The organism is Ruegeria sp. HKCCE4148, assembly GCF_017872495.1.
In the GTDB taxonomy this organism is placed as follows: Bacteria; Pseudomonadota; Alphaproteobacteria; order Rhodobacterales; family Rhodobacteraceae; genus Ruegeria.
Map to the genome: position 1 here is coordinate 130,713 of NZ_JAEDOS010000004.1, position 14,067 is coordinate 144,779.

Genomic DNA, 14,067 nt, shown 5'->3' on the forward strand with positions numbered 1-14,067 from the left:
GGCATGTTACCGCTCGCAAACGCCCTTTGGCCGCTGTAGCCTTATACGCATGCCGCGCTGCAGCATCAAATTATTAACATCATCTCTCAATTTGAGACAGTGCCGCCAGACCCATCTGACCCATATTTGCGTGCAGATCCTGTCTCAGAACATCGATGACATGCGCGGGGCCGCAAGGGCCAAGTGCCGCCAACCCGTACAAAAAAGCGCGCCCAAGCATGACAAAATCGGCGCCTAGGGAAAGCGCGCGCAGTACATCCAGGCCACTTTCGATACCGCTGTCAAATATTAGCGGTAAATTGGTGGCGTCGCGAATAGCTGGAAGAGCTTCAATGCTGGCCGGGGCTGCGTCAAATTGGCGACCTCCGTGATTCGAGACCCACAGGGCGTCCACACCCACCCGTTCCAGTCTGTCAGAATCTTCGGGACGCAAGATGCCTTTGACCACAAAGCCTCCGTCCCAATGATCGCGCAGCCACGATACATAGTCCAACCCCGGTGATGTCCTCAACAGGTACCCAATATGGGCCGTCGGCGGCAGATCGCCCGGATCTTCGATATACTTGTCCAGAGTGCGCATATGCGGCACGCCATTGCGCAGCATACCCATGGCCCAGGCGGGCTTTGTCGCAATCTGTGCCAGCAAACGCGGCGTCAGCTTTGGTGGCTGCCTCAGGCCCGAGCGGGTTTGTCGTTCCCTGCGTGAGGCTACTGGGACATCCACAGTCAGCACAAGGGTTCGAAACCCGGCCTGATGCGCCCGACCCAACATATCCTTGCGAATGTCTGGGTCGCGCGGCGGGTAAAGCTGAAACCAGGCGTTTGGTCCCAGGTGTGGTGCCAGGTCCTCAGGGCTTTGGCTGGCCACGGTGGACAGGGAATACGGAATCCCTTCCCGCGCGGCTGCCTGAGCCAACAGGCGCTCCGCGTCGGGCCAGACCAACCCCGACATCCCGATCGGCGCGATCCCAAAGGGCAAAGGGTAATCACGGCCCAGTAAGGTCCTCGATGTATCAAATTCCAGTTCGCCGTGCAGGATCGAGGGCGAAAGGCGGACGTCATCCAGCGCCTTTCGATTTCGTATCAGAGTCGTTTCTGCCCCTGTACCGCTTTCGACATATTCCCATACGAAATGCGGCAGGCGGCGGCGCGCGTGACGTTTCAAATCCGGTATGCCGGGAAAGGTGCTGTGCAGGTCCATGCACATTGATCCGACCCGCTGCGTGATTCGGCAAGGGTATTAGGCCGCGTCCGGGTGGGTCTGCTTGCCTTTGGCGAGGGGTCGCTTGACCTGATTCTGGGTTTCGCTGGCTACCTCAACCTGGTTGCGCCCTTTGTCCTTGGCCACATAAAGCGCATCGTCGGCCGCGCGCATCAGATCCTGTGGCATGGTTCCGTGCTTCGGGTAATGCGCCACCCCGACCGAGATGGTGATGCGGGGCAAGGCCTTTTCGCCATAGCGGACGGTGACGGCTTCGACTGCCTGTCTCAGCTGCTCTGCGCGGGTCACAGCGTCTTCGGGGGTGTTGTCGGGTAGGATCAACATAAATTCTTCACCGCCGATGCGGCAGGCCACCTCGTCGCGGTCGCAGCCCTGTTCCAGCGCGGCCCCAACCGCACGCAAGACCATGTCACCTGCGTCGTGCCCATGCGTGTCGTTGAACTTTTTGAAATGATCCACGTCCACGGCGATCAGACTCAGCGCCGCTCCGGTCTTTTGGCTGCGGCTGATCGACTTGCGTAGCGTTTCCGTCAAGTGACGACGATTGAATAGGCCAGTCAGAGGGTCGCGTACCGATTGGTCATGCAATTGATCGCGCATTCTGACGTTGGCAATGGCCATGCTGATCTGCTCGGCGCACAGCTGCGCGAGTTTACGACTTTTGTGAAAACATGCGTCACGCCCGGCAAGCGCCCTAAGATGCAGCAGGCCGACGGTTTCGCCATGCGCGAGGATGGGAAAACAGAAATAGGGTCGCCCATCATGCGGTTCGGCGTGTTCACAGACAAAGTCGATCTCGGATGCGCCGAATTCATAGGTGCGTCCACGCCGCAATCCCCAGCAGCCTTCGGGGTGAATATGCGACTTGTGCGTGCCGCCATTCCAGCTGGCGCAACCGTCCAGAACATCGCGAGAGTTGGAATAGACATAAACGCTGCCCTCTGCCTCGGGCAGGATGTGGGTCATGAAGCGTGACACCATATCGAACAGCTCATCCAGCGATCGACTGGATTGCAGCCATTCATTCAACTCACCCAGCAAGCGTACTTCGCGGGCCAAGCGCAGCTGTTCGTCCATCAATTCCCGCTCTTTCACGGCTCGTTTGCGAAGGTCGCGCACTTGACGCAGGTTGGTGCGGTGGACAATCAGGATCACAGTTGTCAGGGCCAGCAACGCCACTCCGCTGAGGATAGCCAGAGACAAGCGCACCCGAGTGATGAACAGATTCCTTAGGTCCGTGATGTCCGAATAGAATTCGATTGCCCCCAGAAACGTCGCATCTTTGATAATCGGTGTATAGACCTCGGCGACATGACGGCTGTTCAGCCCCTTATTCCCGCGGGGATCGGGGTCAAAGGAGTCAATTTCCGTGATAGGTTTCTCTTCGTGTTTGTAATAAAGGCCGCCGGCGGCAACGACAGACTTAAAGTAAGGTTTTGTGTTCACCGAGCCAACGTCACTGCTGCGGGTCGACCAAAATACGTTGCCTGATGCATCGAACAGTTTGAACCGGTAGATGTCCGAGGTTTCTGGCAACAGATTCAGAAAATCCTGGTCATGCGGGCTGAGCGAATGATCGCGGAATGTCGCCTCCAGACTGCTTAAATTGCTTTCGACCTGACGGCTCAGCCGCACGGCGCTTTTGCGCAGGTCTGCTTCCAGCATGCGATCCACCACCGGTGCCGGGACCGCGTAGATGCCCCAACCGGCTGCTACCGTCAGAACGACCAGCATCAGGCCCGCACCCACCATTTTCAAACGCGATGATCCTGTCGTCGGATTCGTCTGTTCCATCTTTCCCGCTCCCACAGCAATGGGATCAGCATCCGGCCCTGAGTTTGACAGTGGGTTAACTTTTGAGCGGCGATGGTCGTTTCTTTGTTTCGAATTAATGCAAAAAGAAGTGTTAAAAGCCTGTGAACAAGCCGTGAACAAACTCTTTCCCTTCGGGCTGATCCAGCGTAGTTTGGATCCATGAGCAGTTTTGACGAAATGGACGCCTTCGAGGGCGCATCGCTGTCGGCGCGGGCTATGGCTCGGTTTTCAGAGCCGAAAGGCGAGTACAAGAAGGGTCTTAACCCTGCACAGGGAGATGCGGTCGAAAAAGTCGACGGCCCCCTTTTGATATTGGCCGGTGCGGGTACAGGAAAAACAAGGACGTTGATGGCACGTGTTGCGCATCTGATAGAGCAACACGGGGTCAGGGCGAACGAGATTTTAGCAGTGACCTTCACCAACAAGGCCGCGAAAGAGATGCAAGTTCGTTTGGAGAATACTCCTTATTCGGTCCAAGAACCTGTGCGTTGGCTTGGTACTTTTCATTCAATTAGCGCTAAATTGCTTCGACGTCACGCAGAGTTGGTCGATCTTAAATCAAACTTCACTATTTTGGATGCGGACGACCAACTGCGGCTTATAAAGCAGTTGCTGAAAGTGAATAACATTGATGAGAAGCGTTGGCCGCCGCGGCACTTGCTGGGGATTATTGACGATTGGAAGAACCGCGCGCTGACACCGGACAAGGTGCCTTCTGCCGATGCTGGGGCCTACAACAATAAGGGTATCGAGCTTTACGCTCAGTACCAGACGCGCCTGCGACAGTTGAATGCGGTAGATTTCGGCGACCTTCTGCTGCATATGGTCACGATCTTCCAAACCCATCCGGACGTTTTGGAGCAATACCAACGCTGGTTCCGCTACATTCTGGTGGACGAGTATCAGGATACCAACGTCGCCCAATACCTTTGGCTGCGATTGCTGGCCGGTGGGCACAAAAATATATGTTGTGTGGGGGACGACGATCAGTCGATTTACGGCTGGCGCGGGGCCGAAGTGGGCAACATCTTGCGGTTCGAAAAGGATTTCCCGGGCGCTTATGTGGTGCGGCTGGAGCAGAACTACCGCTCGACCCCGCATATTCTAGCAGCTGCATCGAACGTCATTCGAGGCAACGAAAACCGGCTGGGCAAAGAGCTCTGGACCGATGCTGAGGAAGGTCACAAGGTCAACCTGATCGGCCATTGGGATGGCGAGGAAGAGGCCCGCTGGATTGGCGAGGAAATCGACGCAATGCAAGGCGGTACGCGCGGTATCCGCCCGGTGAACCTGGATGAAATCTCCATCCTCGTCCGCGCCTCGCACCAGATGCGCGCGTTCGAAGACCGCTTCCTGACCATTGGTCTGCCTTACAAAGTGATCGGCGGCCCGCGATTCTATGAACGGATGGAGATTCGCGATGCCATGGCCTATTTCCGGCTGGTGATCAGCCCCGAAGACGATCTGGCCTTTGAGCGTATAGTGAACACTCCAAAACGCGGCCTTGGCGACAAGGCGCAGCAGACCATTCAGATGACTGCACGTGAAAACGGTGTTTCTCTGGTTGATGGGGCACGGATCGCCGTCGACAATGGGCTGATCAAGGGGAAGGGTGGCAAAGCCCTGCGCGAGTTGATTGATGGGCTGGCGCGGTGGAACGCGATGACGCGCGGCCCGCGGATCGAGGTAGACGACGACTCGGTGATTGATGACGGATCACCCCTGCGGTTCGGTGCGCCCGAGCATACGCATATCGAACTGGCCCAGATCATCCTCGACGAATCCGGCTACACTGCTCATTGGCAGAACGACAAGACCCCTGAAGCGCCGGGGCGTTTGGAAAACCTTAAGGAACTGGTCAACCAACTGGACAATTTCGAAAACCTTCAGGGGTTTTTGGAACATGTCAGCCTTGTCATGGACAACGAACAGGATTCGGATGGGGCCAAGGTTTCGATCATGACCCTGCACGCCGCCAAGGGGCTCGAATTCCCGGTTGTTTTCCTGCCAGGATGGGAGGACGGGTTGTTCCCCTCACAGCGGTCGATGGACGAATCCGGGCTCAAGGGGCTCGAGGAAGAGCGTCGCCTGGCCTATGTCGGCATCACCCGCGCGGAAGAGGTTTGTACGATTTCCTTTGCCGCCAACCGGCGGGTTTTTGGGCAATGGCAGAACTCCATGCCTTCGCGTTTCATCGACGAATTGCCGGAAGAGCATGTAGAGGTTCTGACTCCTCCCGGCCTCTATGGCGGCGGGCACCAGACAGCGGGAATCGAATCCCGCGCAGCCGAAGCCAATGTCTATAACTCACCGGGCTGGAAACGGATGCAAGCGCGGCAGGGGCAATATGGCACGTCACAACCCCGCGAAAGTCGGAACACGGTGATCGACGCCACCGCCCTGGCCAGCTTTACGCTGGGTGAGCGCGTTTTCCACCAGAAATTCGGCTATGGCGCGATCATCGGTATCGAGGGCGATAAGGTCGAGGTCGATTTCGATAAGGCGGGCACCAAGAAAGTGGTGTCACGATTCCTGACCAACAAAGATGACGTTCCGTTCTAAGGCATCATAATCCTTCAACAAGAACCAGATTGGTCGATGCCGTGGCCTGTCGGATCGTTGCCAGTGCGATGTAGTCGGGGTCATCTTTCCAGGCTTTCGCTGCGGCAAGGTCCGGAAACTCCATCAGCACAATTCCACCTTCCGGCCAATCGCCTTCGATACGTTCGACCGGTTTGGAAGAAACGGTGAGCAAACGGCCGCCGTGGCGATCAAAGATCGGCATGAACCCCGCCAGATAATCCTGATACCCATCCGGGTCGTGGATGTCGATCTGCGCGATGAAATAGGCGGCCATGGCGTCCTCCGGATCAGAAATCAGAGGGCCATCTTACACCAGTGTCAGAAAAACAAAAAACGGCGGTTCCCAGGGAGGAGGAGGGAACCGCCGTCTTGTCAACATCAGAGCAGGGAGGAAGAGAGCCCTGATGTATACGAACCCGGGTTTGAGCCCGGTATGGGGAAGACGCGGCGACGTCAGGGAGGAGGACGACGTCGCCGCGCGCTTTCAACATCAAGGCAGGGAGGAGGAGAGCCTCGATGTATCACGTTCCGGCATCTTGAGGCCGGTATAGGGTGCGGCAACGTCAGGGAGGAGGAAAGACGTTGCCGCTGATTACAGACCCTAATGGGAGGAGGAAGGGCCTGATCTCGGTATCTCTGGTGCGCTTAACGCGCGGTGTTGTCTTCTGCCGCCTGCATTGCGACCCGGCGGATAATCGAACGGTGCAGGCCCAGGTCGGCCAGTTCGCGGTTCGACAGGCTGGACAGTTCATTCACAGTCTGACGGTACATGCGATAGCGTGCAAAGCGGGTCTTGGCGGTTTCGACCAGTGTGCTCAATCCGAACGCCGGTGCGCTCTTGGGGGCTGTATGTGTGCTTGCGATTGCCATTTTCATCATCCGTCTGTCTTGCGTTACCGATGTCATTCGGCGTTTGCTTGAGCCTGAAGATAGGCAAATGCTGCAATTGCACAATGGGTCACTTCATCAATGCTGCTATGCAGCAAATGCATAGATTGGTTTGGTTTTTCCCGACACAGAGATATACACCTTTAAAATATAGGTTTTACCATGGGGTGCCTTTGAAGGCCTGAAAAAGGCGCTGCTGTGGCCTGCCTTTGAATTGAGCGCATTCGGCGCGAATTTGTGCGACTTATATCGTGGACAGCCAGTGCCTGACGTTTCGGTGGATCCCTGGAATGACATTTAGCGAGGTGGCGACGTCTTGATGATTCCGGGTTTCTGGGGTGGAGCGGAACCCAAGCCCCGCTTCCTTGCTTGAGCTGGGTCAGCTTACGGGAATTTATGGGCGGTTCTGGTTTGAGCGGGGAATCGCGGCCTAAATCTCTAGTTTTTTTGAGTTACGATTCGATGTGACGACTGTCCGCAGCGAGCCAAAAAATCCAGCCTAAGCGAAAACTTCAGAAAAAACGGGAAAACGTGGGAAATTTTTTCCATCGAGCATTTGTCTATATATTGATGTTCAAAATTAAAATTTTCTATTTGTAGTGCCTTGGTGGCGAATCTTCCACATTTGGTCATGTCGAAGCCGTGTTTCATGCAACACGGTTGGAAAAATTCCTGTTGATTTCCATGAATTCCCATGGCATCCCTTGTACATCCGATGAGGACGAGGCAGCAGGGGCACCAAACGACCCCGAACCAAAAATACTAATCAGGTTTCATACAGGCATCTCGCTTTCATCAACCAAGAGATCCGGCGCGCGGGCGAGCAGACATCCCCCCAGGTGGCGCGTGCAGCTGGACATCCCGCAAAGCGGGTCAATGCGGCGGGTTGATCAGTGGCAGCAGATCAACTCGCCGTTTTTCATCGGGGGGAACGTGAATTTTGAGGTGGGGCGCAAGCGAAAGGGACAGTCGTCTTGGCGCGCAGGTTTAGAGGTGAAAGCCACCATAAGGTGGATACGAAGGGCAGGGTCTCGATCCCGGCCTCGTTTCGCCGTGTGCTTGAAGCGTCCGATCCCAACTGGCAGCCCGGTGACAATCCAGAGCTTGTGATCGTCTACGGCGACCACCGCCGCAAATACCTTGAATGTTATACGATGCAGGCGATTGACGAGGTTGACGCCAAAATCGACGCTCTGCCACGTGGGTCGATGGAGCGTAAGATGCTGCAACGCATGTTCCACGGTCAGTCCTTCCCGACAAACGTGGATGAAACCGGACGTCTGGTCTTGCCTGCCAAGCTGCGCAACAAGATTGACCTTGAGAATGAGGCCTTCTTTATCGCCGCGGGTGACACCTTCCAGATCTGGAAGCCCGAAACCTACAATGTTGAAGAACTGGCCAAGGCTGAAGAGTGGATGGACGATCTGCCCGACGATTTCGACCCGATGGTCTACCTCGATGGCATCGGGGACGCGTGACGGCATGTCCGGCGCTGTCCCTCCCTCCGATAAACCCCATATCCCTGTTCTGCTGCGCCCACTGCTGGCCGCAGTGTCTCCGGTATCGGGTGTTTGGCTGGATGGCACCTTTGGGGCAGGCGGATATACGCGCGGGTTGCTGGATGCAGGGGCAGACAAGGTGATTGGCGTCGACCGTGATCCGCTGGCCTTTGAAATGGCCGCTGATTGGGCAGGAGAGTATGGCGACCGGTTGGTGATGCAGCCCGGTGTGTTCTCGCGGATGGACGAATACGCGCAGGATCTGGATGGTGTGGTGCTGGATCTTGGTGTGTCTTCGATGCAGCTGGATCAGGCCGAGCGTGGGTTTTCTTTCATGAAAGACGGCCCCTTGGACATGCGCATGAGTCAGGAAGGCGAAAGCGCCGCCGATCTGGTGAATGAGGCGACCGAGGCGCAATTGGCGGATATTCTGTTCCATTTCGGTGAGGAACGCGCGAGCCGTCGGATCGCCAAGGCCATCGTGAAGGCGCGAAGCGAAGAACCAATCACTACGACCCTGCGTTTGGCCGAGATCATCGAGTCCTGCCTGCCGCGCCCCAAGCCCGGGCAATCGCACCCGGCGACACGCAGCTTTCAAGGGCTGCGGATCGCGGTCAATGCCGAATATGAAGAGCTGTTTCAGGGATTGATGGCCGCGGAAAGGGCATTAAAGCCTGGCGGGCAACTGGCCGTTGTGACCTTCCATTCCATCGAGGATCGGATGGTCAAGCGGTTCTTTCAATCCCGCGCGGGTAAGACAGGGCGTGCGAACCGTTACGCGCCTGAAATCGAGCAGGATCAGCCGCAATTCACGCTGAAGACCCGTAAGGCCGTAGGCCCGGATGAGCTGGAATTGCAGGAAAACCCGCGTGCGCGCTCGGCCAAACTGCGCGTGGCAATCCGAACTGAGGCACCGGCAGGGGAAATTGAGGCCCGCGCCATAGGGATGCCGCAACTGGGGGGAAGGGCAAAATGAAGAGTATTTTGTATGTGTTGACCGCTCTGTCCGTTTTTGGATTGGCGCTGTGGGCCTATCAGGAAAACTACCGCACCCAGCAGGTGGTTAAAGAAACGCAGAAACTCCAGCGCGAGATTGGCATGGCACAGGTTCGGCTGGCCGTTTTGAACGCGGAATGGGCCTATCTGAACCGTCCTGACCGACTGCGCGAATTGGCAGATTTGAACTTTGAGCGTCTGGGACTGTTGCCGCTGCGGGCGGAGCAGTTTGGGCGTGCCGATCAGATTGCCTATGCCGAAGACCCCGATCTGCCCATCGTTGATCCGATTGAGTTGCAGGCCATCACTGACATTAAGGCGTTGGGCGAGGTGCAGATTCCATGACACGCACGCCTCTGCGCCCCCTGGCCCGAATTCTTGATGCTCGCGCCCGAGGTGAAAATCCAAAGGCGATTGAACGGGAAAACATCCGCAAACGCCACGAGGATATGAAAGACCGCGCCCGCGCCCGCGCCGAAGGGCGCCTGTTGGTGCTGGGCTTCTTCTTCTTCTGCGCTTTCTCGGTTGTTGGTGCCCGCATGGGTATGCTGGCCACGTCCGAGGCGCAGGAGCCAGTAGCAAGTGCGCCGGGTGCGACCATTGCCATGCAGCGCGCCAATATCGTTGACCGCGAAGGGCGCATCCTGGCAACAAATCTGGACACCTATTCGGTATACGCGCAGCCGCCCCTGATGATCGACCCGATTGCCGCCGCAGATCAGTTGGTGGCAATCTTCCCGGATCTGGACAAAGAGCGTCTGGTCAAGGACTTCACGGGCAAGCGTAAGTTTCTGTGGATTAAAAAACGCATCTCACCCGAACAGAAGCAAGCCGTACACGACATCGGCGATCCGGGCATTCTGTTTGGCCCACGCGAAATGCGCCTTTATCCCAACGGCAAGCTTGCCGCGCATATTCTGGGCGGGTCCGGCTTTGGTCGTGAGGGCGTCAGTGCCGCCGAAGTAATTGGTGTTGCAGGTGTCGAGAAACAGTTCGACGACTATCTGCGTGACCCGGCCAACGGCAACAAGCCGCTGCAATTGTCGCTGGACCTGACCATTCAGGCGGCTGTGGAACAGGTGCTCTATGGCGGTATGAAGATCATGAACGCCAAGGGGGCCTCGGCCGTTCTGATGAACGCACACACGGGTGAGGTTGTCTCAGCCGCGTCGCTGCCCTCGTTTGATCCAAATGACCGCCCGCGCCCGCCGACCTCGGGGTTTGATCCATCAGACAGCCCACTGTTCAACCGCTATGTACAAGGTGTCTATGAACTGGGCTCGGTCTTCAAGATTTTCACTGCAGCGCAGGCCGTGCAACTGGGGCTTGTGAATTCCAATACCATCATCGACACGTCGGGCCCTATGAAGATCGGTCGTTTTCCGATCGGAGAGTTCAACGGCAAGAATTACGGCAAGATCAGCGTTGCGGACGTGATCGTACACAGCTCGAACCGGGGTACGGGCCGTTTGGCGTTGCAGATCGGTGCGCAGCGACAGCAGGATTTCCTGAACACGTTGGGCATGTTCGATCCAACACCGTTTGAAATTGTCGAGGCCAAAGGTGGCGTACCGCTCAAGCCCAAAAAATGGGGTGAACTGAGCACTGTAACCATTTCCTACGGTCATGGTCTGTCGACCAGCCCGATGCATCTGGCGGCCGGTTATGCGGCCATTGCCAATGGCGGGCATTATGTCAGCCCGACCATTCTGCGGAAAAACGGCCCGCAATACGGCCCTCGGGTCATGTCGGAAAACACCGCAAGCCAGGCCCAGAAAATGTTGCGTAAAGTGGTGACAGACGGCACCGCCAGCTTTGCTGAGGTCAAAGGCTATGACGTGGCTGGCAAAACCGGCACAGCGGACAAGCCAAAGCCGCGTGGCGGGTATTACGATGACAAGGTCATAGCGACCTTCGCGACGATCTTTCCGGCCTATGATCCGAAATACGTTCTGATCGTCACATTGGACGAACCTTCGATCCTGGCATATGGCGAAAAGCGCCGCACTGCGGGCTGGACCGCCGTGCCTGTTGCCGCCGAACTTATTGGTCGCGTCGCACCCTTGCTGGGCCTGCGTCCTCGGCTTGAGCCTGAGGCGGGCGCTGCTATAACGCTGACCTCAAACTAGGCTGTCCGGCAAGAGGTGGGTCATGGGCACAAGGACAAAGAAACTCAACCAACTGGCCCTGACCGCGCGCGGGGGCGCAAACCCCGACATCACAGGTTTGGCTGTTGACAGCCGTGAAGTGAAAGACGGCTTCCTGTTCGCGGCCCTTCCCGGCACGCGGGTGCATGGAGGGGAGTTCACCCAATACGCCCTTCGAATGGGAGCATCCGCGATCCTGACAGATGCCGAAGGGGCCCAGATCGCCGAAGCCGAGCTTTCTGAATCAGGCGCGGCACTTATTGTGGTCGAAGACCCGCGTCAGGCGCTGGCCGGTGCAGCCGCGTTGTGGTTTGGAGCACAACCGCAGACCATCGTCGCCGTCACCGGTACCAACGGCAAAACATCTGTTGCCACCTTTGTGCGCCAGATCTGGACTGAGCTGGGCCACGCCGCTGTCAACCTCGGTACGACCGGGGTCGAGGGTGCATGGACCGCACCGCTGGCCCACACCACCCCTGAACCAATCACCCTGCATCGCTGTCTGGCAGAGGCAGCTGAAAATAGTGTGACCCATGCCGCGATGGAAGCATCGTCCCACGGCCTGGAGCAACGCCGCCTGGATGGCGTGCACCTGACAGCCGCAGGGTTTTCAAACTTCACTCAGGACCATCTGGACTATCACGAAACCTTCGAGGCGTATTTTGCCGCCAAGGCTGGGCTGTTCGACCGCGTGTTGCCGCAAGACGGTACAGCGGTGATCAATCTGAGTGACCCTAAGGGCGCGCAGGTCCAGCGGATCGCAAAGTCGCGAGGCCAATCGGTGCTGACCGTTGGTCTTGGCGATGCCGATTTATGCCTAATCAATCAGCGGTTTGACGCCACAGGACAGGACCTGCGCTTTTCCTGGCGAGGCCGAACTTTCCAGACGCGTCTGAATCTGATCGGCGGGTTTCAGGCTGAAAATATCTTGCTGGCCTGCGGATTGGTCATCGCCGCCGGCGACAGCCCTGAGCGGGTTTTTGAAACTCTGCCGCATCTGACGACGGTACGGGGACGGATGCAACTGGCCGCAACACGCGACAACGGCGCAACGGTTTTTGTGGACTACGCGCATACGCCCGATGCGGTGGCTACTGCCCTCAAAGCGCTGCGCCCGCACGTGATGGGGCGTCTGATCGCCATCGTTGGAGCAGGCGGTGATCGCGACGCCACGAAACGCCCTCTGATGGGCAAGGCGGCGGCGAACCATGCTGATGTGGTGTTTATCACCGACGACAACCCACGCAGCGAAGACCCGGCCACTATCCGTGCGGCCGTCATGGCAGGTGCGCTTGAGGCCGCAGGTCAGGCCAGTGTGACCGAAGTCGGCGACCGTGCCGAAGCCATCCTGCGTGGCATCGACGCGTTGCAACCGGGCGATGCGCTGCTGATTGCTGGCAAGGGACACGAAACCGGCCAGATCGTCGGGGATCAGGTTCTGCCTTTTGATGACGTTGAACAGGCCAGTATTTCTGTGGCCGCGCTTGACGGGAGGGTTGCATGACACTCTGGACAGCATCCGAGGCCGTTGAAGCGACAGGCGGTCAGGTCACGCGTGACTGGATCGCAAATGGTGTATCGATCGACACTCGCACCCTTCAGCCCGGCGATCTGTTCGTGGCGCTTAAAGCCGCGCGGGACGGTCATGATTTTGTCGCGCAGGCGTTGGAAAAAGGCGCCGGGGCTGCGCTGGTTTCTCACATTCCCGAAGGTGTCCCCGAAGGAGCACCGTTGCTGGTCGTTGACGACGTGCAGGCAGGTCTCGAAGCCTTGGGGCAGGCGGCCCGTGCGCGAACGGATGCGCGCATAGTGGGTGTCACGGGCAGCGTCGGCAAGACCTCGACCAAAGAAATGCTGGCGAAAATTCTTGAAGCCCAAGGCAAGACCCATGCCAGCGTGGCCAGCTACAACAACCATTGGGGTGTACCGCTGACTTTGGCGCGGATGCCGCGCGATACTGAGTATGCCGTGATTGAGATCGGCATGAACCACCCGGGCGAGATTGCCCCTCTGGCCAAACAGGCCCGTCCGCACGTGGCGTTGGTCACGACTGTCGCGGCGGTGCATCTGGAAGCTTTTGCTTCGGTCGCAGGCATCGCCCATGAAAAAGCGGCGATCTTCGAAGGGTTGGAGCCCGGCGGGGCCGCGATTGTCAATGCAGACATCGAGCACGCTGAAATTCTGCGTCAAAGTGCACGGGACTGCGGGGCGGGGATCGTCGATTTTGGCCGCAAGGCTTCGGATTATCGTTTGACCGATGTGCAGCAAGCGTCCAACGCCGTGAACGCTCAGGCCACTGTTGGTGATCAACTCATCCGCTTTGAGATCAACTCTGCCGGCACCCATTTTGCCATGAACGCGCTTGGGGCTCTGGCGGCCTGCGTGGAGCTGGGTGTCGATCTGGATCAGGCGGTCGCGGGACTGCGAGCGTGGTCGCCGGTCAAGGGGCGCGGCGTACGCGAAAACTTGCCGTTGTCTGGTGGTGGCCAAATCGAACTATTGGACGACAGCTACAACGCCAATCCGACCTCGATGGAGGCCGCGCTGGACGTGTTGGCCGCCTCGCAAGGTACCCGCCGCATCGCGTTTTTGGGCGACATGAAGGAACTGGGCTCGCAGGAAGTGGCGATGCACGCCGAAATGGCGAATGTTGCAGCCATGGAGAAAATAAATCAGGTGCATTGCATCGGCCCCTTGATGCAAGCCCTGCACAAGGCGCTACCCGATGACAAGCGCGGGCTCTGGTTCGAAACCAGTGCTGAGATGGCCGAACACTTGCCCTCATTGATCTGCGATGGCGACACGGTGTTGGCAAAGGGCTCTCTCAGCATGGCGCTGGCTACGATTGTTGACGGTCTGCGCAAAATGGGGCAAGGGAGCGCGCTTGATGGGTGATCGCGCCCAGACGTCGCGTGTG

General features: G+C 57.8%; 11 protein-coding genes. 7 read left to right on the plus strand and 4 right to left on the minus strand.

Translation table 11 applies throughout. The annotated features are described in order from the left end of the window. Positions 1 to 79: 79 nt before the first annotated feature. Both I9187_RS14030 and I9187_RS14035 read right to left on the minus strand, forming a co-directional pair. Positions 80 to 1,201: an alpha-hydroxy acid oxidase gene (locus I9187_RS14030; RefSeq protein WP_171175356.1), complete on the minus strand. Its 1,122-nt coding sequence runs from the start codon at positions 1,199 to 1,201 to the stop codon at positions 80 to 82. Between the two features lie 39 nt (positions 1,202 to 1,240). Then, positions 1,241 to 3,016, minus strand: coding sequence for a diguanylate cyclase (locus tag I9187_RS14035; RefSeq protein ID WP_171727830.1), 1,776 nt, complete (start codon positions 3,014 to 3,016; stop codon positions 1,241 to 1,243). A gap of 180 nt (positions 3,017 to 3,196) precedes the next feature. Between I9187_RS14035 and I9187_RS14040 the strand changes: the two genes are divergently transcribed. Next, a complete protein-coding gene (locus I9187_RS14040; protein ID WP_171175346.1) occupies positions 3,197 to 5,599 on the plus strand; it encodes a UvrD-helicase domain-containing protein in 2,403 nt (800 codons plus the stop codon). Positions 5,600 to 5,603: 4 nt separating this feature from the next. On the opposite strand, the gene I9187_RS14045 is transcribed toward I9187_RS14040, so the two are convergent. Together I9187_RS14045 and I9187_RS14050 are read right to left on the minus strand one after the other, a co-directional pair. Next, positions 5,604 to 5,894: a DUF1330 domain-containing protein gene (locus tag I9187_RS14045; RefSeq protein WP_171175344.1), complete on the minus strand. Its 291-nt coding sequence runs from the start codon at positions 5,892 to 5,894 to the stop codon at positions 5,604 to 5,606. A 371-nt stretch (positions 5,895 to 6,265) separates the two neighbouring features. Next, complete coding sequence (locus tag I9187_RS14050) at positions 6,266 to 6,490, minus strand: DUF1127 domain-containing protein (protein WP_171175342.1); 225 nt, start codon at positions 6,488 to 6,490, stop codon at positions 6,266 to 6,268. A gap of 992 nt (positions 6,491 to 7,482) precedes the next feature. On the opposite strand from I9187_RS14050, the gene mraZ reads away from it, so the two are divergent. From mraZ to murF, 6 genes are read left to right on the plus strand one after another with little or no spacing between them, the layout of a single operon-like run. Beyond that, complete coding sequence (mraZ, locus tag I9187_RS14055) at positions 7,483 to 7,986, plus strand: division/cell wall cluster transcriptional repressor MraZ (RefSeq protein WP_171175340.1); 504 nt, start codon at positions 7,483 to 7,485, stop codon at positions 7,984 to 7,986. A gap of 4 nt (positions 7,987 to 7,990) precedes the next feature. Further along, positions 7,991 to 8,983 carry a 16S rRNA (cytosine(1402)-N(4))-methyltransferase RsmH gene (gene rsmH / locus I9187_RS14060; protein WP_171176228.1) on the plus strand — a complete coding sequence of 331 codons (993 nt, stop codon included), beginning with the start codon at positions 7,991 to 7,993 and terminating at the stop codon, positions 8,981 to 8,983. Next, positions 8,980 to 9,348 (plus strand): cell division protein FtsL, encoded by a 369-nt coding sequence (locus tag I9187_RS14065; protein WP_171175337.1) that lies wholly within the window; start codon positions 8,980 to 8,982, stop codon positions 9,346 to 9,348. Before rsmH ends, I9187_RS14065 begins: the two co-directional genes overlap by 4 nt. After that, a complete protein-coding gene (locus I9187_RS14070; protein WP_171175334.1) occupies positions 9,345 to 11,132 on the plus strand; it encodes a penicillin-binding protein 2 in 1,788 nt (595 codons plus the stop codon). Before I9187_RS14065 ends, I9187_RS14070 begins: the two co-directional genes overlap by 4 nt. A gap of 22 nt (positions 11,133 to 11,154) precedes the next feature. Beyond that, positions 11,155 to 12,654: a UDP-N-acetylmuramoyl-L-alanyl-D-glutamate--2,6-diaminopimelate ligase gene (locus I9187_RS14075; protein WP_171620615.1), complete on the plus strand. Its 1,500-nt coding sequence runs from the start codon at positions 11,155 to 11,157 to the stop codon at positions 12,652 to 12,654. Further along, on the plus strand, positions 12,651 to 14,045 hold the full coding sequence (murF, locus tag I9187_RS14080) for a UDP-N-acetylmuramoyl-tripeptide--D-alanyl-D-alanine ligase (RefSeq protein WP_171175330.1): 1,395 nt from the start codon (positions 12,651 to 12,653) through the stop codon (positions 14,043 to 14,045). The genes I9187_RS14075 and murF overlap by 4 nt, the downstream gene beginning before the upstream one ends. The last annotated feature ends 22 nt before the right edge of the window (positions 14,046 to 14,067 follow it).

Coding starts and splice junctions, on each gene's coding strand:
- I9187_RS14035 (WP_171727830.1), bottom strand. CDS start 3,016: ATGGAACAGACGAATCCGACGACAGGATCATCGCGTTTGAAAATGGTG.
- I9187_RS14065 (WP_171175337.1), top strand. CDS start 8,980: ATGAAGAGTATTTTGTATGTGTTGACCGCTCTGTCCGTTTTTGGATTG.
- I9187_RS14030 (WP_171175356.1), bottom strand. CDS start 1,201: ATGGACCTGCACAGCACCTTTCCCGGCATACCGGATTTGAAACGTCAC.
- murF (WP_171175330.1), top strand. CDS start 12,651: ATGACACTCTGGACAGCATCCGAGGCCGTTGAAGCGACAGGCGGTCAG.
- I9187_RS14070 (WP_171175334.1), top strand. CDS start 9,345: ATGACACGCACGCCTCTGCGCCCCCTGGCCCGAATTCTTGATGCTCGC.
- rsmH (WP_171176228.1), top strand. CDS start 7,991: ATGTCCGGCGCTGTCCCTCCCTCCGATAAACCCCATATCCCTGTTCTG.
- I9187_RS14075 (WP_171620615.1), top strand. CDS start 11,155: ATGGGCACAAGGACAAAGAAACTCAACCAACTGGCCCTGACCGCGCGC.
- I9187_RS14045 (WP_171175344.1), bottom strand. CDS start 5,894: ATGGCCGCCTATTTCATCGCGCAGATCGACATCCACGACCCGGATGGG.
- I9187_RS14040 (WP_171175346.1), top strand. CDS start 3,197: ATGAGCAGTTTTGACGAAATGGACGCCTTCGAGGGCGCATCGCTGTCG.
- I9187_RS14050 (WP_171175342.1), bottom strand. CDS start 6,490: ATGGCAATCGCAAGCACACATACAGCCCCCAAGAGCGCACCGGCGTTC.